At 64.8% G+C, this 25,425-nt stretch carries 28 protein-coding genes; 17 read left to right on the forward strand and 11 right to left on the reverse strand.

The window, feature by feature from the left end:
* Nucleotides 1-6: 6 nt before the first annotated feature.
* The gene (fumC, locus tag LGR44_RS18455; RefSeq protein ID WP_226742184.1) at nt 7-1,401 is read right to left on the reverse strand and encodes a class II fumarate hydratase; all 1,395 of its coding nucleotides are present in this window, start codon (nt 1,399-1,401) and stop codon (nt 7-9) included.
* Between the two features lie 88 nt (nt 1,402-1,489).
* On the opposite strand from fumC, the gene LGR44_RS18460 reads away from it, so the two are divergent.
* Entirely contained in the window at nt 1,490-2,884 is a 1,395-nt protein-coding gene (locus tag LGR44_RS18460; RefSeq protein WP_226742185.1) for a cytochrome P450, read from the forward strand.
* A 36-nt stretch (nt 2,885-2,920) separates the two neighbouring features.
* On the opposite strand, the gene LGR44_RS18465 is transcribed toward LGR44_RS18460, so the two are convergent.
* Nucleotides 2,921-3,541, reverse strand: coding sequence for an SspB family protein (locus LGR44_RS18465; protein ID WP_226742186.1), 621 nt, complete (start codon nt 3,539-3,541; stop codon nt 2,921-2,923).
* 277 nt (nt 3,542-3,818) lie between these two features.
* On the opposite strand from LGR44_RS18465, the gene LGR44_RS18470 reads away from it, so the two are divergent.
* From LGR44_RS18470 to LGR44_RS18505, 8 genes are all read left to right on the forward strand, one after another.
* Nucleotides 3,819-4,613, forward strand: coding sequence for a thymidylate synthase (locus tag LGR44_RS18470; protein ID WP_226742187.1), 795 nt, complete (start codon nt 3,819-3,821; stop codon nt 4,611-4,613).
* Between the two features lie 6 nt (nt 4,614-4,619).
* Nucleotides 4,620-4,925, forward strand: coding sequence for a DUF2293 domain-containing protein (locus LGR44_RS18475; RefSeq protein WP_226742188.1), 306 nt, complete (start codon nt 4,620-4,622; stop codon nt 4,923-4,925).
* Between the two features lie 38 nt (nt 4,926-4,963).
* Entirely contained in the window at nt 4,964-5,446 is a 483-nt protein-coding gene (locus LGR44_RS18480) for a GNAT family N-acetyltransferase (RefSeq protein WP_226742189.1), read from the forward strand.
* Nucleotides 5,443-5,955: a dihydrofolate reductase gene (locus LGR44_RS18485; protein WP_226742190.1), complete on the forward strand. Its 513-nt coding sequence runs from the start codon at nt 5,443-5,445 to the stop codon at nt 5,953-5,955. Before LGR44_RS18480 ends, LGR44_RS18485 begins: the two co-directional genes overlap by 4 nt.
* Nucleotides 5,956-6,090: 135 nt before the next feature.
* Complete coding sequence (gene hflK, locus LGR44_RS18490; protein ID WP_226742191.1) at nt 6,091-7,257, forward strand: FtsH protease activity modulator HflK; 1,167 nt, start codon at nt 6,091-6,093, stop codon at nt 7,255-7,257.
* Nucleotides 7,254-8,273 (forward strand): protease modulator HflC, encoded by a 1,020-nt coding sequence (gene hflC, locus LGR44_RS18495; protein ID WP_226742192.1) that lies wholly within the window; start codon nt 7,254-7,256, stop codon nt 8,271-8,273. Before hflK ends, hflC begins: the two co-directional genes overlap by 4 nt.
* Nucleotides 8,274-8,281: 8 nt before the next feature.
* Nucleotides 8,282-8,473: a DUF2065 domain-containing protein gene (locus LGR44_RS18500; RefSeq protein WP_226742193.1), complete on the forward strand. Its 192-nt coding sequence runs from the start codon at nt 8,282-8,284 to the stop codon at nt 8,471-8,473.
* 89 nt (nt 8,474-8,562) lie between these two features.
* Nucleotides 8,563-10,080: a DegQ family serine endoprotease gene (locus LGR44_RS18505; protein ID WP_226742194.1), complete on the forward strand. Its 1,518-nt coding sequence runs from the start codon at nt 8,563-8,565 to the stop codon at nt 10,078-10,080.
* Nucleotides 10,081-10,283: 203 nt separating this feature from the next.
* On the opposite strand, the gene LGR44_RS18510 is transcribed toward LGR44_RS18505, so the two are convergent.
* Complete coding sequence (locus tag LGR44_RS18510; protein WP_264196619.1) at nt 10,284-12,809, reverse strand: Ig-like domain-containing protein; 2,526 nt, start codon at nt 12,807-12,809, stop codon at nt 10,284-10,286.
* A gap of 106 nt (nt 12,810-12,915) precedes the next feature.
* Nucleotides 12,916-13,833: a phosphoserine phosphatase SerB gene (gene serB, locus LGR44_RS18520; protein ID WP_226742195.1), complete on the reverse strand. Its 918-nt coding sequence runs from the start codon at nt 13,831-13,833 to the stop codon at nt 12,916-12,918.
* Between the two features lie 15 nt (nt 13,834-13,848).
* On the opposite strand from serB, the gene miaA reads away from it, so the two are divergent.
* The gene (gene miaA, locus LGR44_RS18525; RefSeq protein ID WP_226742196.1) at nt 13,849-14,781 is read left to right on the forward strand and encodes a tRNA (adenosine(37)-N6)-dimethylallyltransferase MiaA; all 933 of its coding nucleotides are present in this window, start codon (nt 13,849-13,851) and stop codon (nt 14,779-14,781) included.
* Here the strand turns inward: miaA and LGR44_RS18530 are convergent.
* The gene (locus LGR44_RS18530; protein WP_226742197.1) at nt 14,756-15,586 is read right to left on the reverse strand and encodes an RMD1 family protein; all 831 of its coding nucleotides are present in this window, start codon (nt 15,584-15,586) and stop codon (nt 14,756-14,758) included. The genes miaA and LGR44_RS18530 overlap by 26 nt on opposite strands.
* 281 nt (nt 15,587-15,867) lie before the next feature.
* Between LGR44_RS18530 and LGR44_RS18535 the strand changes: the two genes are divergently transcribed.
* Genes LGR44_RS18535 through ilvN form a run of 3 tightly spaced genes read left to right on the forward strand, consistent with a single transcriptional unit; the run spans nt 15,868 to nt 18,943 of the window.
* Entirely contained in the window at nt 15,868-17,640 is a 1,773-nt protein-coding gene (locus LGR44_RS18535; RefSeq protein WP_226742198.1) for an acetolactate synthase 3 large subunit, read from the forward strand.
* Nucleotides 17,641-17,689: 49 nt separating this feature from the next.
* Entirely contained in the window at nt 17,690-18,370 is a 681-nt protein-coding gene (locus LGR44_RS18540; protein WP_226742199.1) for a glutathione S-transferase family protein, read from the forward strand.
* 30 nt (nt 18,371-18,400) lie between these two features.
* A complete protein-coding gene (ilvN, locus tag LGR44_RS18545) occupies nt 18,401-18,943 on the forward strand; it encodes an acetolactate synthase small subunit (protein WP_226742200.1) in 543 nt (180 codons plus the stop codon).
* A gap of 4 nt (nt 18,944-18,947) precedes the next feature.
* Here the strand turns inward: ilvN and LGR44_RS18550 are convergent, their stop codons facing one another.
* Together LGR44_RS18550 and LGR44_RS18555 are read right to left on the reverse strand one after the other, a co-directional pair.
* Nucleotides 18,948-19,496: a DUF924 family protein gene (locus tag LGR44_RS18550; protein WP_226742201.1), complete on the reverse strand. Its 549-nt coding sequence runs from the start codon at nt 19,494-19,496 to the stop codon at nt 18,948-18,950.
* A 36-nt stretch (nt 19,497-19,532) separates the two neighbouring features.
* On the reverse strand, nt 19,533-19,940 hold the full coding sequence (locus LGR44_RS18555) for a hypothetical protein (protein WP_226742202.1): 408 nt from the start codon (nt 19,938-19,940) through the stop codon (nt 19,533-19,535).
* A 208-nt stretch (nt 19,941-20,148) separates the two neighbouring features.
* Between LGR44_RS18555 and ilvC the strand changes: the two genes are divergently transcribed.
* The gene (gene ilvC / locus LGR44_RS18560; protein ID WP_226742203.1) at nt 20,149-21,168 is read left to right on the forward strand and encodes a ketol-acid reductoisomerase; all 1,020 of its coding nucleotides are present in this window, start codon (nt 20,149-20,151) and stop codon (nt 21,166-21,168) included.
* A 67-nt stretch (nt 21,169-21,235) separates the two neighbouring features.
* Here the strand turns inward: ilvC and LGR44_RS18565 are convergent, their stop codons facing one another.
* The 3 genes from LGR44_RS18565 to LGR44_RS18575 all read right to left on the reverse strand — a co-directional run bounded on the left by LGR44_RS18565 (nt 21,236) and on the right by LGR44_RS18575 (nt 22,432).
* Nucleotides 21,236-21,595 carry a hypothetical protein gene (locus LGR44_RS18565; protein WP_226742204.1) on the reverse strand — a complete coding sequence of 120 codons (360 nt, stop codon included), beginning with the start codon at nt 21,593-21,595 and terminating at the stop codon, nt 21,236-21,238.
* Between the two features lie 101 nt (nt 21,596-21,696).
* Nucleotides 21,697-21,849, reverse strand: coding sequence for a hypothetical protein (locus tag LGR44_RS18570; RefSeq protein WP_226742205.1), 153 nt, complete (start codon nt 21,847-21,849; stop codon nt 21,697-21,699).
* A gap of 61 nt (nt 21,850-21,910) precedes the next feature.
* On the reverse strand, nt 21,911-22,432 hold the full coding sequence (locus LGR44_RS18575) for a DedA family protein (protein ID WP_226742206.1): 522 nt from the start codon (nt 22,430-22,432) through the stop codon (nt 21,911-21,913).
* A gap of 151 nt (nt 22,433-22,583) precedes the next feature.
* On the opposite strand from LGR44_RS18575, the gene pdxY reads away from it, so the two are divergent.
* The 3 genes from pdxY to LGR44_RS18590 are packed head-to-tail and all read left to right on the forward strand — an operon-like array spanning nt 22,584 to nt 25,053.
* Complete coding sequence (gene pdxY, locus LGR44_RS18580; protein WP_226742207.1) at nt 22,584-23,432, forward strand: pyridoxal kinase PdxY; 849 nt, start codon at nt 22,584-22,586, stop codon at nt 23,430-23,432.
* Complete coding sequence (locus LGR44_RS18585; protein WP_226742208.1) at nt 23,432-24,340, forward strand: PhzF family phenazine biosynthesis protein; 909 nt, start codon at nt 23,432-23,434, stop codon at nt 24,338-24,340. Before pdxY ends, LGR44_RS18585 begins: the two co-directional genes overlap by 1 nt.
* Nucleotides 24,340-25,053: an NUDIX hydrolase gene (locus LGR44_RS18590; protein WP_226742209.1), complete on the forward strand. Its 714-nt coding sequence runs from the start codon at nt 24,340-24,342 to the stop codon at nt 25,051-25,053. The genes LGR44_RS18585 and LGR44_RS18590 overlap by 1 nt, the downstream gene beginning before the upstream one ends.
* Here LGR44_RS18590 and LGR44_RS18595 read toward each other — a convergent pair.
* A complete protein-coding gene (locus LGR44_RS18595; RefSeq protein WP_226742210.1) occupies nt 25,044-25,370 on the reverse strand; it encodes a hypothetical protein in 327 nt (108 codons plus the stop codon). The two genes, LGR44_RS18590 and LGR44_RS18595, sit on opposite strands and share 10 nt — an antisense overlap.
* Nucleotides 25,371-25,425: the final 55 nt, after the last annotated feature.

Below are 25,425 nucleotides of genomic sequence, written 5' to 3' on the forward strand. Positions count from 1 at the left end.
AAGGCTTTACTCGCCCGGAGAAAGCATGGTCTCGGGCCGCACGACGGCGTGGAAGTGATCCTCCGCGACACCGGCCTTGAGGGCCTCTTCCTTCAGGGTCGTGCCGTTCTTGTGCGCCGATTTCGCGATGGCGGCCGCCTTGTCGTAGCCGATGGACGGGGCGAGAGCCGTCACGAGCATGAGGGAACGCTGCATCAGGTCGCCGATGCGCTCGTGGTTGGGCTCGATGCCGACCACGCAGTGATCGGTGAAGCTGATGGCGCCGTCCGCCAGCAGGCGGATCGACTGCAGCACCGCATTGGCGATCACAGGCTTGAACACGTTGAGCTCGAAATGGCCCTGGCTGCCCGCGAAGGTGACCGTGGTCTGATTGCCGGCCACCTGCGCGCACAGCATCGTCATGGCCTCGGCCTGGGTCGGGTTGACCTTGCCGGGCATGATGGAGGAGCCGGGCTCGTTCTCAGGCAAGGAGATCTCGCCGAGACCCGAGCGCGGGCCGGAGCCCATCAGGCGGATGTCGTTGGCGATCTTGAACAGGCCGGCCGAGAGGCTGGCCAGGGCGCCGTGGGTGAAGACGAGCGCGTCGTGCGAGGCGAGCGCCTCGAATTTGTTCGCCGCCGAGGTGAAGGGCAGGGCGGTGAGTTCCACGACCTTCTGGGCGAAGCGGTCCGCGAATTCCGGATGGGCATTGAGGCCGGTGCCGACCGCGGTGCCGCCCTGGGCGAGGGCATAGATGCCGGGGAGCGTCGCCTCGATCCGGGCGATGCCGAGCTGGATCTGCATGGCATAGCCGGAGAATTCCTGCCCGAGCGTGACGGGCGTCGCATCCTGCAGGTGCGTGCGTCCGATCTTGACGATGTCCTTGAAGGCATCGGCCTTCGCGTCCAGCGCCTTGTGCAGGTGGCGGAGGGCGGGCAGCAGCCGGTCGTTGATCTCCCGCGCGACCGCAATGTGCATGGCGGTCGGGAAGCTGTCGTTCGAGGACTGGCCCATATTCACGTGGTCGTTGGGGTGAACGGGCTTCTTGCTGCCGCGCTCGCCGCCAAGGCGCTCGATGGCGAGGTTCGACAGAACCTCGTTCATGTTCATGTTGGACTGGGTGCCCGAGCCCGTCTGGTAGATCACCAGGGGAAACTCGTCGTCGTGCTTGCCCTGAACCACGTCGGCCGCAGCATCCGCGATGGCATCGGCCAGGCGGGGATCGAGCTTGCCGAGATCCTTGTTCACCAGGGCCGCGGCCTGCTTCACGATGGCCAGAGCATGGACCAGGGGAAGGGGCATGCGGTCGGCGCCGATGCGGAAATTCTGGATCGAACGCTGCGTCTGGGCACCCCAGAGCTTGTCGGCGGGAACTTCGATGGGGCCGAAGGTATCTGTTTCGATACGGGTAGCGGGCGACATCCTGACCTCTTTCGATGGAGTTTCGTGTTCTTATCTCAAAGTTGTGCGCCCGCAACAGCGAACCAGCATGGAGGCCTTGCAAAATCCGATGACCGGAACCCTCGAAGTGCCTCTTTTCCGCCCGCCGGCGCCGACGCCGCTCTCCGAACCGCCCGGCCTTCTGTCCTTCCTGCTGGCCCTGCGCCGCAATCCGCTCACCACCTGGACCGAACGGCATTTCGAAGAGCCGGTCCTGTCCGGAGAGGGTGTCCTGGGCCGCATCACGGTGGTGAACGACCCCGCCGTCATTCGCCACATCCTCCTGGATAACGCAGCCAACTACCGAAAAGACGATCTCCAGTTGCGGGTTTTGGCTCCGGGCCTCGGCCGCGGGCTCCTCACGGCGGAAGGGGATGAGTGGAAGCTCCAGCGCCGCACCATCTCGCCCCTGTTCACGCCGCGCACCGTGGGCAGCTTCTTCCCCGCCATGGTCGGATCGGCCGAGCGGCTCATCCGGCGCTGGCTGCGGCGGCCCGACGGCAGAATCGTCGACGCCTCCGTCGAGATGACCCGCGTGACCCTGGACGTGCTGGAGCGGACGATCTTCACCCAGGGCGTCGCCCGCGATCCCGATGCCCTCGGACGCGCCATTACCCGCTACTTCGAAGGACTGGGGCGGGTCGATCCCGTGGACATCTTCGGGCTTCCCGCCTGGATTCCCCGTGTCGGGCGCTGGCGGGCAAAGCCGGCCATCCGTTTCTTCGAGGAGCTGGTCGGGGAACTGATCGAAGGAAGACGGGCGCTGCTCGCCCGGGGCGATCCGGCACCGCGGGACCTGCTGACGCTCCTCCTGGAGGCGGCGGACCCGGAGACCGGCAAGGGGTTGAGCGATATCGAGCTGCGCGCCAACATCGTCACCTTCATCGGCGCCGGGCACGAGACCACCGCCAATGCCCTGTCATGGTCGCTCTATCTGCTGTCCCAGGACGAGCGGGCCCGCAGCCGGATCGAGCAGGAGGTGGACGAGGTCCTGGGGGAGGGGCCCTTCGAACCGCACCATCTGGAAGGGCTGGTCTATACCCGCGCGGTTCTCGACGAGGCGATGCGCCTCTACCCTCCCGCGCCGTTCCTGAGCCGCGCGGCCGTCGAGGACGACCAGATCGGGGATCTGCATATTCCTGCCGGATCCATCGTGACGGTCGCGCCCTACGTCCTCCACCGGCACCGAACCTTGTGGGACCACCCCGACGCTTTCCGCCCCGAGCGCTTCCTGCCTGAGGAGCGCGGACGCATCGACCGCTTCGCCTATCTTCCCTTCGGGGCGGGTCCCCGGGTCTGCATCGGCGCGAGCTTTTCGTTGCAGGAGGCGGTGATCGTGCTGGCGAGCATCGTCCGGACCGTCAGGCTCGATCTCGTGGAGGGCCACGAGGTGGTGCCGCTGCACCGAATCACCCTCAGGCCGCGCGACGGCCTGCCGATGCGCCTGACGAGGCGCAAAGGCTGACATGCCGGAACGGCGGGAGCGGTCGGTCGGAAGGGATCAGCTCTTCTTCCGGAAGGCGTCGAGGCTGACCACTTCGGCGCTGCCGGTCTGGCCGGGCTCGGTCGCTTCCTTCTGAGCCTCGCCCGTCTGCCCCTGTGCCGCAGGCTGCTCCTGCGGGGCGCCCGGTTCAGGCTTGTCGGCGGCGGGCTTCTTCTCGGCCGCAGGCTTGCGAGGCTGCTTGAGTTCGACGGGAGGCGAGTCGCTGCTGCGGGCCGGCACCGGAGCGGGCGGGGCCTCCACGATTTCCTCCTCCTCGTCGTCCGGGCTGTCGAATTTCAATCCGAACTGGACCGAGGGATCGAAGAAGCCCGTGAGAGAATCGAACGGGACGAGCAGGCGCTCGGGAACGCCGGAAAACGACAACCCGATCTCGAAGGCATGTTCGGTCACCCCGAGATCCCAGAACTGATGCTGGAGGACGATCGTCATCTCCTGCGGATACTTTTCGCGCAGGCGGTTCGACAGGCGCACGCCGGGGAAGTCGGTGCGGAAAGAGATGTAGAAGTGATGCTCGCCCGGAAGGCCGTCCTTCGCGGTATCGACCAAAACCTTGCGCACGACGCCCCGGAGGGCGTCCTGAACCAGGAGATCGTAACGGATCAGGTCTTTGACGGCCATATGAAAGCCCTTGAAAAAAGAAAAATGGAGACTTCTGTCGCCAGAGGCCTCCGAACCCGCCCGGCAGTCAACTGCCAGGGTCTTGATCCGGTTTCAAGCCCTGCCGAGGCAGGTCCCGACGCCGGAGCAGCATGGACATTTCCAGCCTTGCGGCCGGCCGCGACAGTATAGGAAAGGCCGACGGAATTTGAAAGACCGGGGACAAGTTCGCGAAACAGCGATATTGCCTCTCGGAACGGGAGTGCCCACCACATTATGATGGGGCGAGGAGCCTGTCATGCAAGCCTATCACGATCTGTTACGCCGCATCTTGGACGAAGGCGTCCGCAAGGACGACCGGACGGGAACCGGGACGATCTCCGTCTTCGGCCATCAGATGCGTTTCGATCTGAGCGAGGGCTTTCCTCTCGTCACCACCAAGAAGCTGCATCTGAGATCCATCGTTCACGAGCTTCTCTGGTTCCTGAAGGGCGATACGAATATCGGATACCTGAAGGAGAACGGCGTCTCGATCTGGGACGAATGGGCCGACGAGAACGGCGACCTCGGGCCGGTCTACGGCAAGCAGTGGCGCTCCTGGGCGAAGCCCGATGGCGGCACGGTCGACCAGATCCAGTGGGTGCTCGACGAGATCCGCCGCAATCCGGATTCCCGGCGCCTGATCGTCTCCGCCTGGAACCCGGCCGATCTCGACAAGATGGCCCTCGCACCCTGCCACTGCCTGTTCCAATTCTACGTGGCCGAGGGACGCCTGTCCTGCCAGCTCTATCAACGCTCGGCGGACGTGTTCCTCGGCGTGCCGTTCAACATCGCGTCCTATGCGCTGCTCACGCACATGATGGCCCAGGCCTCCGGGCTGCAGCCCGGCGACTTCGTCCATTCCTTCGGCGACGCCCATCTCTACCTGAACCACCTGGAGCAGGCCCGCCTGCAGCTGTCCCGAGATCCGCGGCCGCTGCCGAAGCTGCGGCTCAACCCGACCGTGCGCTCCCTCTTCGACTTCACCTTCGAGGACATCGCAATCGAGGATTACGACCCGCATCCGGCCATCAAGGCTCCCGTCGCGGTCTAGGCTTCCATGAACAGGCGCGAGGCCATCGAGAGTGCCGTCCGAATCCTCGCGCCGCGCATCCCGCGGCACGAATTCGAGGCGGTGACGGATCATGCCCTCGGCAGCAGGGGGCTCCACACGGCGTCGCCGGAGGCGGCGGCCTGGCTCTCCCTCGTCGCCTATATCCGTCACCGCTTCACGGATTACGACAGTCTCCTGGACGAGGGCTACGATGTGGAGAGCGCCCGTTTCTTCGTGCTCGACGACATGAACGGGATTCTCGAAGGATGGGGATCGCCCCGCCGCGTGCAGGCGGAGGACGAGGCCGATTAGGGCTCGACAGAACGCCCAAGCTTGGGCACAAACTCTTCATGTCTCTCATCATCCGCCAGGCCGAACCCCGGGACGCCTCCCAAGTGTTCGCATTCATCCGCGAGCTTGCCGAGTACGAACGGCTGGCCCACGAGGTCGATGCGACGGAGGAGGGCATCGCGAAAGCTCTTTTCGCGCCCGAACCGCGCGTCTTCGCGGACATTGCGGAATGGGACGGTAAGCCGGCGGGCTTCGCCCTGTGGTTCTACAACTTCTCCACCTTCCGCGGCCGTCACGGCATCTACCTCGAGGATCTCTTCGTCCGGCCCGACTTCCGGTCGAAGGGAATCGGCAAGGCCCTCCTGCGCCACCTGGCGCAGCGATGCCTCGCGGAGGGACTGGCGCGGCTCGAATGGTGGGTGCTCGACTGGAACGAGCCGGCCCTGCGCTTCTACCGGTCCATCGGAGCCGTGCCCATGGACGAGTGGACGGTGCAGCGCGTGACCGGCGATCAACTCCTCAATCTCGCGGAGGCGTCGTGACCGCACCCCTCATCATCGTCGTTGCCGTCGCCGAGAACGGAGTCATCGGGCGGGACAACCAGCTCCTCTGGCGGCTCAGGACGGACCTGCGGCGTTTTCGCGAGCTCACCTGGGGCAAGCCGATGATCATGGGACGCAAGACGTTCCAATCGCTGGGCAAACCGCTGCCGGGACGGGAGTCCATCGTTCTGACCCGGGATCCGGCCTTCTCCGCGGAGGGCGTCCATGTGGCCCGGTCCTGGGATGAGGCCGTCGCGTTGGGCTCCTCCGTCGCGCAGGCCATGGGCGCGGAGGAGGTGGCCGTGGCGGGCGGAGCGGAAATCTACGCTCTCGCGCTGCCGCATGTGCAGAAAATCTACCTCACCGAAGTTCACGCCTCTCCGGAGGGCGATACGATCTTCCCGGATTTCGACAGGTCACGCTTCCGTGAAGTGCGACGTAGTGAACATCGAAAAGGGGCCGACGACGAGCATTCGTTTACCTTCATCGACCTGGAACGTCGCACTTAAGGCCTTGAAGAGTTGACGAAAGCCCCGACAATCACCAAGTCGCAGCCTTGACAGGCGGGAGAAACAACACCCACAACCGCCTTATACCTTTTCGGCTCGACCGGCCGGACTTTTCAGAGTGAGGAATGGCAACCTATGCCTTGGAGTAACCAAAGCGGCGGCGGCGGCGGCCCATGGGGCCAGCGCGGCGGATCGGGAGGCGGCGGCAAGAGCCCTTGGGGGTCAGGCGGCCCGCAGGGGAATGGCGCGCCTCCGGACTTGGAGGACATCCTGCGCCGCAGCCAGGACCGTCTCAAGGACTTCCTGCCCGGCGGCGGGGGCTCCATGGGCAGCAAGGGGCTGGCCATCCTCGTCCTCGGCGTGATCGCCGTCTGGCTGTTGACCGGGTTCTATACGGTCCGGCCGAACGAGGTCGGCATCAACATGATCTTCGGGCGCTATACTGGCACCACCGGCGAGGGCCTGCGCTACAATCTTCCCTATCCGATCGGCCGCGTCATCAAGCCGAACGTCACCGAGCAGCAGCGGATCGAGGTGGGTTACCGCTCGACCAGCGGTCAGGCCCGCCCGCGGGACGTGATCGAAGAGAGCCTGATGCTCACGGGCGACGAGAACATCATCGACATCGATTTCGACGTGGTCTGGCAGGTCAACGCGGCCCGGGCCCAGGATTTCGTCTTCAATCTCCAGAACCCGCAGGGCACCATCAAGTCCGTGGCCGAAAGCGCCATGCGCGAGGTGGTCGGCCGCCGCAACATCCAGGCGATCCTCACCACCGAGCAGGCGAGCGTGGCCCAGGAGGTGCGTCAGATCATGCAGGAGGCTCTGGATGCCTACGGCGCCGGCGTGCTGGTCAACGTGGTGCAGCTCCAGGCGGCTCAGCCTCCGTCCGAGGTGCGTCAGGCCTTCTTCGACGTCAACGCAGCCCAGCAGGATGCGGTGCGCGTCCAGAACGAGGCCCAGACTTTCGCCAGCCGCGTGGTTCCCGAGGCCCGAGGCGAGGCTGCCCGTACGGTGCAGCAGGCCGAGGCCTACCGCGAACAGTCCGTGGCCGACGCGTCAGGTCAGGCGGCCCGCTTCCGCCAGGTCTACGAAGAGTACCGCAAGGCACCCGACGTGATCCGCGAGCGCATGTTCATCGAGACGATGGAGCGGGTTCTCGGCGGCGTCGACAAGATCATCATCGACCCGAACAGCGGACAGGGGGTCGTTCCCTATCTTCCGCTCAATGAACTACAGAGCCGGCCGCAACAGCCTCAGCCGCAGGCCAATGCGCCGGTCCAGCAAGGAGCGATGCGATGAACAACTCGACCTTTCGCACCGGTCTCCTGATCCTCCTGGGCCTGGCCCTGATCGTGCTCTACAGCTCGGTCTTCATCGTGCAGCAGACCCAGTATGCCCTGGTGCTGCGCTTCGGCGCCGTCCAGTCGGAGATCCGCGATCCGGGCCTCCACTTCAAAGTGCCGCTGATCGACAACGTGACCTACTTCGACAAGCGCGTGCTGGATCTCGACCTGCCGGTTCAGACCCTGCTCTCCGCGGACCGCCAGAACCTGGAGGTCGATGCCTTCACGCGCTATCGGATCATCGATCCGCTCAAGTTCTATCAGGCCGTCGGCAACATCGCCCTGGCCAACCAGCGGCTCGCGAGCTTCACCAACTCGACCATGCGTAACATCCTGGCGAGCGCCTCCCGCGACGCCATCGTCCGCACCGACCGCGCGGACCTGATGAACCGCATTCAGGACGAGGTGAACCGGCAGGCCGCAAGTCTCGGCATCGAAATGATCGACGTGCGTCTCACCCGCGTCGATCTGCCCGCGGCGAACAGCCAGGCCGTCTACCAGCGCATGCGCACGGAGCGCGAGCGCGAGGCTGCCGACCTGCGCGCCAACGGTCAGCAGCAGGCGCAGATGATCCGCGCCCGTGCCGAGCGCGAGGCGACGATCATCCGGGCGGAAGCGAACCGTCAGGCCGAGGAGCTGCGCGGTCAGGGCGACGCGGACAAGAACCGCATCCTGGCGGAGGCTTTCGGCCTGGATCCGGACTTCTTCGCCTTCTACCGCTCCATGCAGGCCTACGAGGGGGGGCTGAGGTCGGGCGATACACGCCTCGTGCTGAGCCCGAACTCGGAGTTCTTCCGCTACTTCAACACCACCGCCGGAAGGCGGAACGGTGAGGGTGGAACGACAGGCTCGACGCAGCCGGCCCCTGCTGCTCCGGCTCAGGCACCGGCTTCGCCCGCGCCCATCACGCCAGCTCCGGCCGCAACCGCTCCGGTTGCGCCGGCGCCTCTCCAGCCCGCTCCAGCCCAGTAAGAGTAACGATGCTGGACCTGATTGCAGCCCTCGGCCTCGCTCTTGCGGTCGAGGGCATTCTATTTGCAGCTTTTCCAGACGGCATGCGGCGGGCCATGTTCGAGGCGGCGCACAGCCCCAGTGACCGGATGCGCCTTGTCGGGATCATCTCCGCCATCTTCGGCATCGGGATCATCTGGATCGTGCGCCAGTTCGGGTGAGGCGTCAGCCCCGCTTCCGCCGCAATCGACGCTTGAATGACGGACCAGACTGACAATCTATGTTCATATTCTCCGAGAGAGGATCATCAATGACCCAAGTCATGAGCGCGCCGGTGCTTTCCGAGCCCGCGGTCCAGCAGCGCCTGCTGCGCAGGCTGGCCGCGTCCTGCTTTGCGGTTCTGACCTTCGTTGCAGCGACCATGCCGCTGCCGGCCCAGGCCCGTTCCGCGCCGGAATCCTTCGCCGATCTGGCTGAGGAGGTCACCGGCGCCGTCGTCAACATCTCCGCCTCGACCACGGTCGAAGCCCGTAACCGGACCCTGCCGCAACTGCCGCCGGGCACCCCCTTCGAGGACCTCTTCGAGGAGTTCTTCAACAGGCGCGGTCAGCAGGGCGGTCCCAACGGGGACAGCACCCCCTCGCGCCCGCGCCGCTCCAACTCGCTGGGTTCCGGCTTCGTCATAGATCCCTCGGGGATCGTGGTCACGAACAACCATGTGATCGGCGACGCCAATGACATCAGCGTGATCTTCTCCGACGGGACGCGTCTCAAGGCCGAGATCGTCGGCAAGGATTCCAAGATCGACCTCGCGGTGCTGAAGGTGAAGTCGGACAAGCCCCTGAAGGCGGTGCGCTTCGGTGACTCCGAGACCATCCGGCCCGGCGATTGGGTCATGGCGATCGGCAATCCCTTCGGCCTCGGCGGCTCCGTCACGGCGGGCATCGTTTCGGCCCGCGGGCGCAATATCGAGTCCGGCCCCTACGACAACTACATCCAGACCGACGCCTCCATCAACAAGGGCAATTCGGGCGGGCCGCTCTTCAACATGAACGGCGAGGTGATCGGCATCAACACGGCCATCCTCTCGCCTACCGGCGGCTCCGTCGGCATCGGCTTCGCGGTTCCGTCCTCGTCGGCCGTGCCGATCATCGAGCAGCTGCGCGAGTTCGGCGAAACCCGCCGCGGCTGGCTCGGCGTCCGCATCCAGAACGTGGACGATGCCACGGCCGAAGCCCTGAACCTCGGAACGGCGCGCGGCGCGCTGATCGCGGGCGTCGACGAGAAGGGGCCTGCGAAGCCTGCGGGTCTGGAAGTGGGTGATGTGATCGTCCGCTTCGACGGCAAGGAGGTCAAGGATTCCCGCGACCTGCCCCGCATCGTCTCCTCGACCCCCGTGGGCAAGGAAGTCGACGTGGTGATCGTCCGCAAGGGCACCGAGGAGACCAAGAAGGTCACTCTCGGACGCCTGGAGGACAGCGAGCAGCAGGCCAGCCTGCAGCAGCCCTCGACGGAAACCCCCACGGTGACGCGTCAGGCTCTCGGCCTGAACCTGTCCGGCATCACGGAAGAGATGCGCCGCCGCTACAGCCTGAAGGACGACACGAAGGGCGTGGTGATCACCCGCGTCGACCCGAACTCGGCCGCTTCCGACAAGCGGATCCAGGCCGGCGAGGTGATCGTCGAGGTCAATCAGGAGCCGGTCTCGTCTCCGGCGGACGTGACCAAGAAGATCGACGACCTCAAGGGGCAGGGCCGCAAGTCCGCGCTCCTGCTCATCGCCAACGCCCAGGGCGAAGTCCGCTTCGTCGCGCTCTCGATCGAGTAGGGCGCCTAGAAAAGGCAGACATGAAAAAGGCGGCCTCGGCCGCCTTTTTTGTTGAATGAATGTGGCATGAGGCCGTGGGCTTGATGCTTGGATCTCGTCCACACCGCGCAATACACCTGTATGGCGATTCTGGGCCCGTGGAACTCTGCAAAGACGAGAAGAGGGCCCGGCGGCCCTCTTCCGTTGAGTCCCTGGATTGAGGATCAGATGATCAGGAAGTCCGTGTGCGACATCGCCGTCAGGTTTTTGCCCAGGATTGCGATCTGCACTGCCGCCTTATCGCCGGTTCCATCGGCATCGTAGTAGAGCTTGCCGTTGCGGGCGTTGTAGATGATGCGGTCGCTCTCGTCGTGAGCGGTCGATCCGATCCAGAACGCATCCTCCGAGAGCTTGCCCTTCCGGCCCGCGGCCTTGAAGACGGCCTTGGCGAGGTGGATGGTGTCATCCCTCACGGAGAAGTCGGTAATGCGGTCCACGTTGGAACGGCTGGGCTTGGTGTCGAACACGAAGACGTCCTTTCCGGAGCCGCCAGTGAGCACATCCTTGCCGCCGCCGCCGGACAGGACGTCCTTGCCCTTGCCGCCGAACAGCCTGTCGGCGCCGGCGCCCCCGTCGAGCGTATCGTTGCCTGCGCCGCCGGTGAGCACATCCTTGCCGCCGCCGCCGGAGAGATCGTCCTCTCCGACGCCGCCAATGATGGTGTCGTTCTCGCCGCTGCCCGGCGCCGTCTCATCCAGCTCATCCTCGACCTGGATGGCGAAACTCCGGACGATGCTGGCGCCCTGAGAGTCGGTCACCTGCACCTTGATGCTGTGAGACGCTGCAGCCTCATGGTCGAGCCTTGTCCCGTCCGTCACCACCAGCTCGTCGCCGATGATCGCGAAGCGCCCCTCCGCGCTGTCGAGCAGGGTGTAGGTCAGCGTGTCGCCCGCGTCCTCGTCCCGGCCGATCAGAAGGCTGACTACGGTGCCGTTCTCGCTGTTCTCTGCCACCGAGGTGTCCGAGAGGATGATATCGGATGGGGCGTGGTTCTCCGGCGGCGGGGGAGGTGGCGGGTTCTCGCCTTCGCTTTCCGCGACATCGACAGTGATAATCTCGGTCACGGCGGCACCCCTGCTATCTTTGACGAGAATCCTGACCTCATGGTCGGTCTCGGCGTCCAGGCGTGTGGGATCCGCCACCAAGAGGCGGTTGCCGCTGATCGCGAAGATGCCGTTGGCGCTATCGGTGATCTCGATGGAGACCGCGTCTCCGTCAGGGTCGGCAATTTCGAAGGTCCCCACCTCGGCGCCGACAGGACTGTCCTCGCTGATCTCGCGGCCGTTGAAGACGACGGTCGGAGCTTGGTTCTCCGGCGGAGGAGGAGGAGGTGGCGGGGGCGGGGGCGGGTTCTCCGGCGCATCGATCACGTTAATGGAGAATTCCCGTACCAGATTCCCGCCGCGACCGTCGGACGCCTTGAGGGAAAAGCGGATGGGCGAGCCTCCCTCGAGGATGACGCCGTCCCGCAGAACGATCTTGTCGCCCTGGATGATGAGAGGACCGCTGTCATCGGTTGGAATGGTGTAGGTGAGAGGATCACCGTCCGGATCGAAGCCGAAAATCTGACCCACGACATAACCGCCCGTGGCACCCTCTGGGATATCCGGCGCGTGGAGCCACAGGTCGTTGGGGGCACGGTTCGGCGGTGGGGGCGGGGTTTCGCCTTCCACGACGTCGATCTCGATGTGCTGGAGCACGATTGCTCCACGGCTGTCCGTCACCCGAACATCAATCTGGTGATCGGTCTCCGCATTGAGGCGGGACGGGTCCACAACCAGCAGGCGATTGCCCTCGAGCGCGAAAATGCCGTCGGCGTTGTTGGTCAGCTCGATGAACACGGCATCGCCGTCAGGATCCGCGATGCTGAAGGTACCAGCATTCGCACCGGCCGGGCTGTCCTCGCTGATTGTATTGGGAGTGAAAATCACGGTCGGAGTGCGGTTCTCCGGCGGCGGAGGAGGCGGTGGAGGCGGAGCCGGCTCGTCTTCGCGGTTGAGAACCATGATCCAGAAAGCCTGCTCCGTAGAGGCGCCTGCCGTGTCCGTAACGCGCACGCGCACCTCATGGCTGGGCCCGGTCTCGTGATCGATGAGGCTCCAGTCGGCGACGCGGATGGCGTTCCCTTCCATGTAGAAGCGGCCGCCGGCATTGTTAACGAGCGTGTAGGTCAGCGCATCGCCATTTTCGTCATGGGCGCGGATCCAGCCGACTACGGGATCGACCGTGGCGCTTCCCTCCATCACCCTGCCGCCGTCCAGCCGGATGATCTCGGGTGCGAAATTTGCCTCTGGGAGCAACGGCCCGGTCAGTGCGGCTATGACCTGCTGGCGCGTCCACACGGTGCCGTCCGCAAAAACGATCTTCTCGATGTGCGCACCGGTAACGGAGGTGTCGAAATACTGGGCGATGTCGAGATGGGCCGTATGGCCGAACTGGATCCGCAGACTGTTGCCGTTCAGCGTAGTCGAGAGGGTCAGTGCGGATGGAAGAGCATCGATGTGAAGAGTATCGATTCCCTCCTCATCGGCGAGCCAATCACGCCCGCCGGAGACAGGATCCCAGATATAGGTGTCGTCGCCGGCACCTCCATAAAGCTGGTCGGAGCCTGCGCCCCCATCGAGAATGTCGTTTCCATTGCCGCCGACGAGGAGGTCGTTTCCGGCGGTACCGTTGATTGGGGTCGGCATGGCGCGTTCCTTGAAAGGAAAATACGCCTAACAACTACGTTATCCAGTTTCATAAAGCAACAAGCTTAACCGTAACCTGTCGATAAACGTCTTTCCCTATAGGAGCTTATCGGAGCTCGTTCGTCCGGAGGTCCGCTTCGCCGTACCCCTGTACATAGAGCAGCGCACTGAGGTCTGCGTGGTCGATGCGGGCATGAGCTGCCGCCGCAACGGCGGGTTTGGCCCGGAACGCTACCCCGAGGCCGGCTTCTCCCAGCATGGCGAGGTCGTTGGCGCCGTCGCCGACCGCCATGGTCTCCTGCGGCGCCAGGCCGAAGCGGTCGCGCAGCTCGACCAGCGTCGCGAGCTTGGCCTCGCGGCCGAGGATCGGCTCCTCGACCTGGCCGGCCAGTCTCTCACCCGCGACGATCAGGTGGTTGGAGCGGTGCTCGTGAAAGCCGATCTTCGCGGCGACCGGCCCCGTGAACAGGGTGAATCCGCCGGAGACGAGGCAGGTATAGGCTCCGTTCGCCCGCATGGTCCGCACCAGGGCGCGTCCGCCCGGGGTGAGGGTGATGCGGCTGGCGATGATCTCGTCCACCACGCCCACGGGAAGATCCTTCAGCAGGGCCACACGCTCGCGCAAGGCCGGCTCGAAGGCGATCTCGCCGCGCATGGCGCGCTCGGTGATCTCCGAAACCTCCGCCTTCAGCCCGACGTAATCGGCCAGCTCGTCGATGCACTCCTGCTCGATCATCGTGGAATCCATGTCCGCCAAGAACAGGCGCTTGCGCCTGTGGTTCAGGGGCTGGACCACGATGTCGATGGGCTGGTCCTGCAGCGCCTCGCGCAGGGCAGCGTCCACGGCCCTGGCGTCGGCCGGTGCCGTGAGGACCAGATCCGCCGCAATCCCCCTTGCCAGAACGGAGCGTTCCGTCTCTTGTCCGAGCGCCCGTGCGGCCAGGGCGACGATGTCGTCCGTCACGGCGGGCTGGAGCGGGTTGGCGACGAGGGTCGCGACGAGGAGGTCGGAGGAGGATGCCATCGTGGGGACCGGAAGGTGAGTGAGGTTCGGATCGGCGCGGTTCTCATTGCAGGGCCGACCGCTTCAGGCAAGTCCGCTCTGGGCATCAAACTGGCGCAGGCCCTGAACGGCGTGGTGATCAACGCCGATTCCATGCAGGTCTACCGGGATCTGCGCGTCCTCACCGCCCGGCCCACGCCCGAGGAGGAGGCGCAGGCGCCCCACCGCCTCTATGGCCATGTGGATGCCGCGGTGAACTTCTCCGTCGGGCGGTACGTGGCGGATGCCGTCGCCACCCTGCGGGAGGTGGAGGGACAGGTGCCGATCTTCGTCGGCGGAACCGGTCTGTACTTCAAGGCCCTGACGGAGGGGCTTTCCGATATTCCCGCCGTCCCGGACGATGTCCGGGATCAGGTGCGGCGGGAGAGCGAAGGCTTGGAGACGCCGGAGCTCCACCGCCTCCTGATGGAGCGGGACCCGGAGACGGGGCGCACCCTTCGCCCTTCGGACCGGCTGAGGGTGCAGCGTGCGCTCGAGATCTTCGCCGCCACCGGCCAGCCCCTCGTCTCGTTCCACGGCGCACGCCAGCCCGGGCCGCTGAGCCGGGTGCCGGTGATCAAGGTTTTCCTGGCGCCGGAGCGCGAAGACCTGCGCCGGCGCATCGACAGCCGCTTCCTTGCCATGATGGAGCAGGGGGCTCTCGACGAGGTCAAGCGCCTCGGCGAGCGCGGCCTCGACCCCATGCTGCCCGCCATGCGCGCCCACGGTGTTCCCGGGCTTCTGGCCCACCTGAGGAGAGAGATCGGTCTCGACGAGGCAATCCAGCGGGGGCAGGGGGATACACGGCGCTATGCGAAGCGCCAGTTCACCTGGTTCCGGCACCAGCTGCCGGACTGGACCTGGGTGGAGCCGGAGCGGGGATATGAGACCGTCCTGTCCCGCCTCAATGCCCTCCGAGCCAGCCCGTGAACATCTGGTAGAAGGTGATGAAGATCTCGAACACGATCAGGAGAACGATGATCAGTTCGAGCCGGAGCGAGCGCTCCGTATCGATGAGGTCGGTAAGGGCCTGGGCCGTATCGCCGATCACCTCGAGCTTCCGGTGGAGCGAAGTGGCGCGTTCCTTCAACTCGTATTCGTCCTCCAGGCGGGCATAGAGGCGCTCGAGGTCGGGGCGGTCCCAAAGCACGTCGGGCTTCTCCTCCACGGCGACGCGGCCGGACACCCGCTGCCGGACGAGAAGGGCATGGCCCACATGCTTCACGATCTCGCGCCGTCCGCCGGGGCGGCGGCCCTTTTCGGCCAGATGGCGCGCGAAGGGCTCCATGACGTCGAAGACGGCGGCGGCCTCCTTTTCGTCGCGGGCCAGGGAGACGCTCTTGGAGAGCGCATCGGCGATCACGATGAGGCGCTCTGTGGAAAGCGTCCTGAGATAGATCGGCCCGCCCGGAGGGATCTGGTCGTCCTTGTCGGGCGAGAGCTCGATGATGGCCGTCTCCTCCTCGCGCCGGGCGAATTCGCCGGTGATGCGCTGGCGCAGGCTGCGGATCACGTCGTCCTCCTCCAGGGGGGTGAGGCCGACGAGGACGATGGCGCCGAAGCGGAACAGGGCCACGAACCCTTCCTGCCCGGCCCGGAAGGCGATGGGGGTGGAGGAGAGGAGGTCGCTGCGCTCCAGTCCCGCCACGTCGAGCCGGTCACCGAGCAGCAGCGCCCGGGCCGTCAGGCGCGAGCCGGTCATGGAAATGCCGGCCGATGATACAGTCGCGTTCATGACAATCTTGATCGAAATCCACCTAGACTAGAGTAGAAGCTGGGCCATTCATCGCAAAAATCGACCCCGCTTGACCGAATGAGTCACATCGTTTAGCGTCAACGCAACTTTTGAAACGAGTGTCGCAACAAATGCGCAAGCTTATTCTCGTAGTACGAGCGCCATCGACGGAGCGGGATTGACCCGCAGGTCCGGCGATGGCGCACAGGCCCCCTCAGGGGCCTTTTTTATTGCCTAGAATTCCTCCAGCACCTTGAGACAGACCCGACGGAGCGAGTGACATGAGCGAGATGATGAACGGAGCCGAAATGGTGATCCGCGCCCTGCAGGATCAGGGGGTCGAGCATATCTTCGGCTATCCCGGCGGAGCGGTTCTGCCCATCTACGACGCGCTCTTCCATCAGGATAAGGTGCAGCACATCCTCGTTCGCCATGAGCAGGGCGCCGTTCACGCTGCGGAGGGCTATGCCCGCTCCTCCGGCAAGGTCGGCGTGGTGCTGGTGACGTCGGGTCCCGGGGCGACCAACGCGGTGACCGGCCTGGCCGATGCCATGATGGATTCGATCCCCATCGTCTGCATCACCGGGCAGGTGCCGACGCACCTCATCGGCTCGGACGCGTTCCAGGAATGCGACACGGTCGGCATCACGCGCCACTGCACCAAGCACAATTATCTGGTCAAGTCGATCGAGGACCTGCCGCGCATCCTGCACGAGGCGTTCTACGTGGCCTCGAACGGCCGCCCGGGCCCCGTGGTGGTCGATCTGCCGAAGGACATCCAGTTCAAGACCGGCATCTACGCGCGCCCCGTCAACAACCAGCACAAGACCTACCGGCCGACGGTGAAGGGCGACATGGACAAGATCCGCGCCGCGATCGATCTCATGGCGAGTGCCAAGCGGCCGGTCTTCTATACGGGCGGCGGCGTCATCAATTCCGGTCCGCACGCGGCGGCCCTGCTGCGGGAGCTCGTGCGCCTGACCGGATTCCCGATCACCTCGACCCTGATGGGGCTTGGCGCCTATCCGGCCTCCGATCCGCAATTCCTCGGAATGCTCGGGATGCACGGCACCTACGAGGCCAACCTCGCGATGCACGAATGCGACGTGATGATCAATATCGGCGCCCGCTTCGACGACCGCATCACGGGACGTCTCGATGCGTTCTCGCCCTACTCGAAGCGGATCCACGTCGACATCGATCCGTCCTCCATCAACAAGACCGTGAAGGTCGACATCCCCATCGTCGGCGACTGCGCTCACGTTCTGGAGGACATGGTGCGCCTGTGGCGCCAGAGCGCGCCGCAGGTGGACAAGGTCGCCCTGAAGGAGTGGCATGAGAAGATCGACGGCTGGCGTGCGCGCAAGTGCCTCGCCTACCGGCCCTCGACCGAGACCATCAAGCCGCAATACGCGGTCCAGCGTCTCTACGAGCTCACCAAGGGGCGGGAGACTTACGTCACCACCGAGGTCGGGCAGCATCAGATGTGGGCGGCCCAGTACTTCAAGTTCGAGGACCCGAACCGCTGGATGACCTCGGGCGGTCTCGGCACCATGGGCTACGGCCTGCCCGCCGCCATCGGCGCGCAGCTCGCCAATCCGAAGGCGCTCGTGGTGGACATCGCCGGCGAGGCGTCGATCCTCATGAACATGCAGGAGATGTCGACGGCCGTGCAGTACCGCCTGCCGGTGAAGATCTTCATCCTCAACAACGAGTATATGGGCATGGTGCGCCAGTGGCAGGAGCTTCTGCACGGCGGCCGCTATTCCCAGAGCTATTCGGAATCGCTGCCCGACTTCGTGAAGCTCGCCGAAGCCTATGGGGGCGTGGGGATGCGCTGCGACAATCCCGGCGATCTCGATGCGGCCATCACGGAGATGATCAACGTGGATCGTCCGGTGATCTTCGACTGCATCGTCGACAAGACCGAGAACTGCTTCCCCATGATCCCGTCGGGCAAGGCTCACAACGAGATGCTGCTCAACGACTATCTCGGCGAGACGGGCACCGACATCGGCTCCGTGATCGACGAGAAGGGCAAGATGCTGGTCTGATCGGAAATGAGCCCCTCTCCCACCCGGGAGAGGGGAGGAGTGCTGAGACATGCCCACCCTCGTCATCGCGAACAAGCTCTACTCGTCCTGGTCGCTTCGGCCGTGGCTGCTCATGAAGCAGTTCGGCATCGCGTTCGACGAGATCCTCATTCCCTTGGACCAGCCGGACACGAAGGCGCGGGTCCTGGAGCATTCGCCTGCCGGCAAGGTGCCGATCCTCATCGACGGGGACATCACCGTGTGGGAGAGCATCGCCATCATGGAGCACGTGGGCGATGCCTATGGTGTTCAGGTCTGGCCCGCCGATATCGAGGCTCGGGCCATGGCGCGCTCCATCGCGGCCGAAATGCACGCCGGGTTTCAGGCCCTGCGTTCCGCCTGCCCGATGAATCTCGGAAAGAGATTTGCAGCGAAAGACAGGGGCGAGGCGGTCTCCCGCGACGTCGCCCGCTTCAGCGAAATCGTGAGCCAGGCGCGGGAGCGCTTCGGTGCGGGAGGCCCGTTCCTCTTCGGCGCGTTCTCGGCGGCGGATGCCATGTACGCGCCCCTCGTCACGCGCCTCGACACCTACTCGATTGCCGTCGATGAGGCGACGCAGGCTTACCTGGATGCCGTCCTTTCCCTGCCGGTATTCCGCGAGTGGCGCTCCGCCGCTCTGAAAGAATCGTGGATCGTCGACGCCGATGAGGTCGATGAGGACCCGATCGAGGTTTATCGCCAAGCCGCTTGAGACTAGAAGAAGCCCCGGAACGCACGAGCCATGACCCAGATGAGCACTCACTATCCTGATGCCACCCGCATCGAACCCGTCAACCGGCACACTCTCGCCATCGTCGTCGACAACGAGCCGGGTGTGCTGGCGCGCATTGCAGGGCTCTTCTCGGGCCGCGGCTACAATATCGAGAGCCTGACCGTCACCGAGACGGAGCACGAGGCGCATATTTCCCGCATCACCATCGTCACGACGGGCACCGACAGCATCATCGAGCAGATCAAGAGCCAGCTCGAGCGCCTCGTGCCCGTGCACCGGGTCGTGGACCTCACGCTGAGCGGGGATGCGGTGGAGCGTGAGCTCTGCCTCGTGAAGGTGGTCGGCAAGGGCGATCACCGGGTGGAGGCCATGAGGCTCGCCTCTGCCTTCGGCGCCCGCACCATGGATGCGACGCTCACCTCCTTCGTCTACGAGCTCACGGGCACGACCGAGGAGGTGGAGCGCTTCATCAAGCTGATGACGGCCGTCGGCCTCGTGGAGGTCTCCCGCACCGGTGTCGCCGCCATGGCGCGCGGTGCGGAAGGCATGTGAGCTTTCAGCCCCTGAATTCGCTTTCCTTCAGGAACGCTTCCTCCTCGGGCGTGCTCTCGCGGCCGAGGATGTGGTTCCGGTGAGGGAAGCGGCCGAAGCGGGCGATGATGTCATGATGGTGCCGGGCCCACTTGATCGAATCCTCCTCGCCCAGGGCCTCGTTCAAAGCGACCGAGCGCTCCTGGTGCCGCAGGGATTCGGAGTGCATGAAGGGGAGATAGAAGAAGCGGCGGAGCGAAGGATCGACCTTCATGTCGAAACCCCTCTCGATGGCGCGGTCCGCGGCCATGAGCGCGACGGGATCGGTCTTGTAGGTGTCGCGCGTTCCGCGAAACATGTTTCGCGGGAACTGGTCCAGGAGGATGACGACGGCGAGTGCGCCGTCCGGCGTAAGCTCCCACTCGTTGAGGTCGCCTCTCGCGGCGGCTCTGTAGGTGGGAAGAAAGCGGTCGCGGATGGCCTGGTCGAAGGCCTCGTCCTTGGCAAACCACTTTTCGGGTCCGGCATCTCGCCAGAACCGGATGACTGTGTCGGGAGAAACGAGCTGGTCCATGCCGCTCATTTCTCCACAACACCGCAGACAATTCAATCAGGCGAGTGCTTCTTCCGCCGTGGGAGTGGCCTTCTCCGCGAAGAAGAAGACGCGCACCAGGTTGGCGAAGAACACGAGGATGCCCGCCAGGGCGACGAAGGAAGCGGCAATCGCGAGGGCGGGGTTCTGATGGGCGATCGACACATAGATCCCGACCGGAAAGATGACCGCCGTCGAGCCCGAGAGGATCAGGTGCGTGTTGGCGAGCCACGAATTCTTCAGGGCCGGATAGCTTTTGTAGACCAAGCCGAACAGGGCGAGGCTCGTCCAGCCGAGAAGGTTGAGGTGTGCGTGCACGGGCGTGAAGGTGAAATCGTGGGCGGCGCCCATGACGATTCCCATCGCGATGCCGACGATCAGGCACAGGACGGAGAGCAGAATGAAAGAGACGTCGATTTTAGGCATAACTTCCCCCTTAAGGTGATAACATTTTCGGCCAATTAACCCAGGAGACGCCACAACGCAAACGCAAACACAATAACATGAATACGAACAAAAATAACAGTTTCATAGCTTCCCTTTGAAACAAGAGGTCGCTAAGAAGCCGCATCCCGCAAGCCTCGGCTCATCTGAGGCAAATCGACACAAACGAACGTTAGAGGAAAAGGCAGCCATGCGCGTTTATTACGATCGCGATGCCGACATCAACCTGATCAAGAGCAAGAAGGTCGCCATCGTCGGTTATGGCAGCCAGGGGCATGCTCACACGCTCAATCTGCGCGATTCGGGCGTCAAGGACATCGTCGTTGCGCTTCGCAAGGGCTCTCCCTCCGCCGCAAAGGCCGAGAAGGAAGGCATCAAGGTCATGGAAGTGGCCGAGGCCGCCAAATGGGCGGACGTGGTCATGATGCTGACCCCGGACGAGCTGCAGTCCGACATCTACCGCGACGAGCTGCACCCGAACATGAAGCAGGGGGCAGCGCTTCTCTTCGCCCACGGCCTCAACGTTCACTTCAACCTGATCGAGCCCCGCAAGGACCTGGACGTGCTCATGGTGGCTCCCAAGGGGCCCGGCCACACGGTCCGTTCGGAGTACCTGCGCGGCGGCGGCGTGCCGACCCTGATCGCGATCCACCAGGACGCCACGGGCAACGCCCACGACCTCGGCCTCTCCTATGCCTCGGCCAATGGCGGCGGGCGCGCCGGCATCATCGAAACCACGTTCAAGGAAGAGTGCGAGACCGACCTCTTCGGCGAGCAGGTGGTGCTCTGCGGCGGCCTCGTGGAGCTCATCAAGGCGGGTTTCGAGACCCTCGTCGAGGCGGGCTACGCCCCCGAGATGGCCTATTTCGAGTGCCTGCACGAAGTGAAGCTGATCGTCGACCTCATCTACGAGGGCGGCATCGCCAACATGAACTACTCGATCTCGAATACGGCCGAGTACGGCGAATACGTCACCGGTCCGCGCATCATCACCCCCGAGACCAAGGCCGAGATGAAGCGCGTCCTGACCGACATCCAGTCCGGCAAGTTCACGCGCGACTGGATGCTCGAGAACAAGGTGAACCAGACCTCCTTCAAGGCCACTCGCGCCCGCAACGCCGCCCACCCGATCGAAGATGTCGGCAGCCGGCTGCGCGGCATGATGCCGTGGATCAAGGAAAAGGCTCTGGTGGACAAGAGCCGGAACTGATCGGCGCAACAGCAGACGACGGAAAAGGGCGGATCACCCGCCCTTTTTCATTTCATGCAGGGGACGGTCAGATGCTGGCCGAGAAGCTGTGCGCCAGGAGCAGGGCAATGGCGGCTGCGACACAGACCACCTGTCCGAGGCGCTCCGACAGGGGTTTGCAGATCTTGAAGAGAGCATAGCAACAGACCAGGACGAGCGAGAGGGTCAGCGCGCCATAGGCCATGTTGACGAGGCTCCTGGCACCTGCCGCCGCTCCGCCCGACGTCCAGCTCTCCAGCAGCCACAGGGCGGAATAAGCGATCCCGGCCATCCACCAGTCGTAGTCCCACCAAGATTCCGGCAGGCCGGCAACGGCGGCATCGATTTCCGGCGGCGCTTCGAGGGCGTCGTCGTACCAATCATACGAATCCGGGCGCGGGGAGCGCATGGCGGCATTTCCATAACGTTACAACATTAAAGATGTAGCATTACGGAAAGTCATTGCCACCTGTTCGAAAAGAGAGGGCTCCGGTGGGAGCCCTCGCCGCCTCACTGACGGTTGCTCTTCGTGTTCTGGGCCTTGTTGTTGTCCTGCTTGCCCGGATCGTTGCGGTTCTTCATCGTGCCGCCGGAGCCGCGCGTGAAGCGGCTGGGATCCTTGCTGTCGGCCGAGTTGTCGCCGTTCATCTTACCTTTACCCATCGGATTCCTCCTTCGATGTGGGAGGTTAATGAAGGCTGGAGCGCTCGGTTCCTGCGGTTTCCTACCACAGGAGGTAGTGCGCGAGTCCTGCGCCGGGGGCGAGCACCAGAAAGGCCCAGACCGAGGCCGACGCCATGTTGGCGGCCTGAAACAAGGGGGCGGGCATGACGAAGATCCCGGCGATCAGCGCGATGACGGCGCGGATGGGGCCGAAGAAGCGCCCGAGGAAGACCGCCCAGGGACCGAAACGCTGAAAGAAGTCCTCTCCGCGCTGCGTCAGTCGCGGATTGCGCGAAAGGGGCCAGACCTCATACGCAGCCTTCTTGTAGTGCCGCCCGATCTCGTAGGAGAGCCAGTTGCCGAGGAAAGCGCCGGCCACGGCGCCCATCCAGGCCTGCCAAAAGGGAATGTCGGCAGCTGCGATGATGAAGCCCACCGCAATGAGAAGGGTCATCGTCGGCAGGAAGAGAGACACGAAGGCGAGCGATTCACCGAATGTCATGAGGGCGAGGACGAAGGGCGCCAAGCCCTGGTGAGCTTGAACAAAGCCGATGACGGCGCTCCTGATGGCGTCGAGATCCATTAACCGCTCCGGTTCGCGTGGCCCCTGATGCGGGCTGCATATCAGAATATGGGGCGGGCCTGCCTATAGCCCTGTGATGGATCCGATCACATTACGCAATTTGTAGCTGGGCCGCGGATGCGCTAACCGGATGGGACAGGGGGCTGAAACCATGAATGTTCTCTCGATCCAGTCGCACGTCGCCTACGGTCATGTGGGCAATGCTTCCGCAGTCTTTCCAATGCAGCGCCTCGGCGTCGAGGTATGGCCGATCCATACGGTCCAGTTCTCGAACCATACCGGCTACGGCTCCTGGAAGGGGCGCGTGTTCGACGGACCGGCCATCGAGGAGTTGGTGGAGGGAATCGCCGAGCGCGGCGTCCTCGGCCGCTGCGACGGCGTGCTCTCCGGCTATATGGGGTCTGCCGATATCGGCAACGCCATTCTCTCGGCGGTCGCGAGGGTCCGCTCGCTCAACCCGGATGCGCTCTATTGCTGCGACCCGGTGATCGGCGATGTGGGACGGGGCGTCTTCGTGCGCCCCGGAATCCCGGAATTCATGCGCGAGCAGGCCGTGCCTGCCGCCGACATCGTCACTCCGAACCAGTTCGAGCTCGACTACCTTTCCGGGCTGACGAGCGAGTCCCTGGCGGATGTCAAGCAGGGCATCGGCGCCGTGCATGCCTTGGGTCCCAAGGTCGTGCTGGTCACCTCGGTCGAGACGAAGGAGACCCCATCCGACTCGGTGGACCTGCTCGCGGGGGAGGGAGGCCGATTCTGGCGCATCCGCACGCCCAAGCTGTCCCTGAGCGTGAATGGCGCGGGGGATGCCGTCGCGGCCCTCTTCTTCGTCCATTATGCCCGCACCCGGTCCGCCTCGGCGGCTCTTGCGGAGGCGTCCGCCTCCATCTACGGGCTGCTGAAGCGCACGGAAGAGGCCGGCTCCCGCGAAATCCTGACCATTGCGGCGCAGGACGAATTCGTTTCCCCCACCTATCGCTTCACCGCCGAAGAGGTTTGATGCCCATGTCCCGTCGCTTCGTCACCCTCGACGTCTTCACCGGCGATGTCTTCGCCGGAAACCCGCTTGCGGTCGTGCTGGATGCGGAGGGCCTCGACGACGACGGCATGCAGGCGATCGCCCGTGAGTTCAATCTCTCCGAGACCGTCTTCGTCCTGCCTCCGACGGAGCCGCGCCAGCGCGCCGACATCCGAATCTTCACGCCGGTACGGGAACTGCCCTTCGCCGGCCATCCCACCGTCGGCACTGCCGTGCTCCTGGCTCTGATGGACGGGACGGACGGCGCCGGCGCCGTTGCGTTCGGTCTCAAGGAGAAGGTCGGCATCGTTCCCTGCGTGGTCGAGGTGGAGAGCGGAACGAAGGGAGCGGCGCGCTTCCGCCTGCCCCGCCTGCCCTTCACCTGGGGCGAGGGCAAGGAGGCGAGCGATTGCGCCTGGGGCCTGGGGCTCGATCCGACGGAGATCGGCTTCGACCGGCATGTTCCGAGCCGCCACTCCGCCGGCGTCGCATACGACCTCGTGCCTGTCGCCTCTCTCGATGCCCTGGCGCGGGCGCGACCGCAGGGCGAGCCTTTCGAGAAGGCCTTCGGCGACAGCGACCACCCGGCAGCCTATGTCTATGCCCGCGTTCCGGACGCGGCGGATCTGCGCTTTCGCGCCCGCATGTTCGGGCCCGGCATGGGCATCGTGGAGGATCCGGCGACCGGGTCGGCCGCGGCGTCGTTCGCAGGGGCGCTGATGCAGTGCGAACCCCTCGGCGACGGCGAGCACAACATCGTCATCGAGCAGGGGTTCGAGATGGGGCGCCCGAGCATCATCTCCCTTCAGATGGTGATCAAGGACGGCGCCCTCGTCTCCGCCGAGATCGGCGGCCAGGCCGTCATGGTCAGCCGCGGCGAACTCCTGTGATGGAGCGGGATCTGCGCATCACGCGGGTCGCGCATGTCGAGGCGCGCCTGGAGCCCATGGAGTGGCCCTGGGCGAGTGAGAACAGGGAGCGCATCGAGGCCAACTGGCAGCGTCGCAAGGCTCAGACGCCGAAGATGTTCAACGGGCGTGTCCTGATGCTGCGCGATGTGGACCTCACGCCGGAGCGGTGCATCAACACGTATTTCGAGGTCGATTATGCCAGCCTCGTCGCCTGGATCGATTTCGGCAATCCGGACAGGAGCGTGGCCAACGGCTTTGCCATGGGGGCGCTGCGCGGCTCCGACGGCGCCTTCCTCTGCGGCGTCATGCACGAGCATACGGCGAATGCCGGCCGCATCTATTTCCCGGCCGGGACGCCGGACCTGTCCGATCTCCGGTCCGACGGCACGGTCGACCTGGCGACGAGCCTGACCCGGGAACTCCACGAGGAAACGGGCCTGAGCGAAGGCGATTATCGCGTGGCGGACGATTGGATCGTCGTGGAGCGCTGGCCCGCGGTCGCCATGATGCGCATGGTGACGCTTCCCTTCCCGGCGGAGGAGGGGGCGGACAGGATCCGCAGGGTCATCGCCCTGCAGGATCCTCCGGAATTGTCAGATGTGCGGATCATCCGCGGACCCGACGACATCGAGCCGCAGAAAATGCCGCTCTTCCTGCAGTCCTTCTTCCGCTGGAGCTTCGGTCAGCTATAGCCGTAGCGGGACTTCGCGGCCCTGATCATCCGGATCGCCTCCGCATCGCGCCCGGCCGCGCAGGCGGAGGAGGCCTGGTCGATCTCCCGCGACACACGGCCATAGACGGAGTGATTGACGTGGCCCATGGCCAGGTCGTTGTCCATGACGGCTCTGTAGCGGGCGACCTCGCCCGCGCAGCCCGTTCCCTCGGGCATGCGGAAGCTGGAGGGGGTGACGCTTGCGCTGCCCGGGGCAGGGGGCGCCGTCTGATTGCAGGCCGCCAGAGACAGTGCCGCTGCACCTGCAATCCACAAGGGACGAATCAGGGTTTTCATTCGAACGGTCTCCTGTTGAACTCGGCGGGGAGATAAGGCCAAGCTTGCGGCGATC

The organism is Microvirga lenta (assembly GCF_020532555.1).
Taxonomy (GTDB): Bacteria; Pseudomonadota; Alphaproteobacteria; order Rhizobiales; family Beijerinckiaceae; genus Microvirga; species Microvirga lenta.

What these genes read in the sequence shown, in the direction of transcription:
- LGR44_RS18475 (WP_226742188.1), top strand. Translation starts at nt 4,620, where the DNA reads ATGAACAGGCGCGAGGCCATCGAGAGTGCCGTCCGAATCCTCGCGCCG.
- LGR44_RS18550 (WP_226742201.1), bottom strand. Translation starts at nt 19,496, where the DNA reads ATGGACCAGCTCGTTTCTCCCGACACAGTCATCCGGTTCTGGCGAGAT.
- LGR44_RS18565 (WP_226742204.1), bottom strand. Translation starts at nt 21,595, where the DNA reads ATGCGCTCCCCGCGCCCGGATTCGTATGATTGGTACGACGACGCCCTC.
- LGR44_RS18480 (WP_226742189.1), top strand. Translation starts at nt 4,964, where the DNA reads ATGTCTCTCATCATCCGCCAGGCCGAACCCCGGGACGCCTCCCAAGTG.
- ilvC (WP_226742203.1), top strand. Translation starts at nt 20,149, where the DNA reads ATGCGCGTTTATTACGATCGCGATGCCGACATCAACCTGATCAAGAGC.
- LGR44_RS18590 (WP_226742209.1), top strand. Translation starts at nt 24,340, where the DNA reads ATGGAGCGGGATCTGCGCATCACGCGGGTCGCGCATGTCGAGGCGCGC.
- ilvN (WP_226742200.1), top strand. Translation starts at nt 18,401, where the DNA reads ATGACCCAGATGAGCACTCACTATCCTGATGCCACCCGCATCGAACCC.
- LGR44_RS18585 (WP_226742208.1), top strand. Translation starts at nt 23,432, where the DNA reads ATGCCCATGTCCCGTCGCTTCGTCACCCTCGACGTCTTCACCGGCGAT.
- LGR44_RS18510 (WP_264196619.1), bottom strand. Translation starts at nt 12,809, where the DNA reads ATGCCGACCCCAATCAACGGTACCGCCGGAAACGACCTCCTCGTCGGC.
- LGR44_RS18570 (WP_226742205.1), bottom strand. Translation starts at nt 21,849, where the DNA reads ATGGGTAAAGGTAAGATGAACGGCGACAACTCGGCCGACAGCAAGGAT.
- LGR44_RS18575 (WP_226742206.1), bottom strand. Translation starts at nt 22,432, where the DNA reads ATGGATCTCGACGCCATCAGGAGCGCCGTCATCGGCTTTGTTCAAGCT.
- LGR44_RS18470 (WP_226742187.1), top strand. Translation starts at nt 3,819, where the DNA reads ATGCAAGCCTATCACGATCTGTTACGCCGCATCTTGGACGAAGGCGTC.
- LGR44_RS18500 (WP_226742193.1), top strand. Translation starts at nt 8,282, where the DNA reads ATGCTGGACCTGATTGCAGCCCTCGGCCTCGCTCTTGCGGTCGAGGGC.
- LGR44_RS18540 (WP_226742199.1), top strand. Translation starts at nt 17,690, where the DNA reads ATGCCCACCCTCGTCATCGCGAACAAGCTCTACTCGTCCTGGTCGCTT.
- serB (WP_226742195.1), bottom strand. Translation starts at nt 13,833, where the DNA reads ATGGCATCCTCCTCCGACCTCCTCGTCGCGACCCTCGTCGCCAACCCG.
- pdxY (WP_226742207.1), top strand. Translation starts at nt 22,584, where the DNA reads ATGAATGTTCTCTCGATCCAGTCGCACGTCGCCTACGGTCATGTGGGC.
- hflK (WP_226742191.1), top strand. Translation starts at nt 6,091, where the DNA reads ATGCCTTGGAGTAACCAAAGCGGCGGCGGCGGCGGCCCATGGGGCCAG.
- LGR44_RS18460 (WP_226742185.1), top strand. Translation starts at nt 1,490, where the DNA reads ATGACCGGAACCCTCGAAGTGCCTCTTTTCCGCCCGCCGGCGCCGACG.
- LGR44_RS18555 (WP_226742202.1), bottom strand. Translation starts at nt 19,940, where the DNA reads ATGCCTAAAATCGACGTCTCTTTCATTCTGCTCTCCGTCCTGTGCCTG.
- fumC (WP_226742184.1), bottom strand. Translation starts at nt 1,401, where the DNA reads ATGTCGCCCGCTACCCGTATCGAAACAGATACCTTCGGCCCCATCGAA.
- LGR44_RS18505 (WP_226742194.1), top strand. Translation starts at nt 8,563, where the DNA reads ATGACCCAAGTCATGAGCGCGCCGGTGCTTTCCGAGCCCGCGGTCCAG.
- LGR44_RS18535 (WP_226742198.1), top strand. Translation starts at nt 15,868, where the DNA reads ATGAGCGAGATGATGAACGGAGCCGAAATGGTGATCCGCGCCCTGCAG.
- hflC (WP_226742192.1), top strand. Translation starts at nt 7,254, where the DNA reads ATGAACAACTCGACCTTTCGCACCGGTCTCCTGATCCTCCTGGGCCTG.
- LGR44_RS18595 (WP_226742210.1), bottom strand. Translation starts at nt 25,370, where the DNA reads ATGAAAACCCTGATTCGTCCCTTGTGGATTGCAGGTGCAGCGGCACTG.
- LGR44_RS18530 (WP_226742197.1), bottom strand. Translation starts at nt 15,586, where the DNA reads ATGAACGCGACTGTATCATCGGCCGGCATTTCCATGACCGGCTCGCGC.
- LGR44_RS18465 (WP_226742186.1), bottom strand. Translation starts at nt 3,541, where the DNA reads ATGGCCGTCAAAGACCTGATCCGTTACGATCTCCTGGTTCAGGACGCC.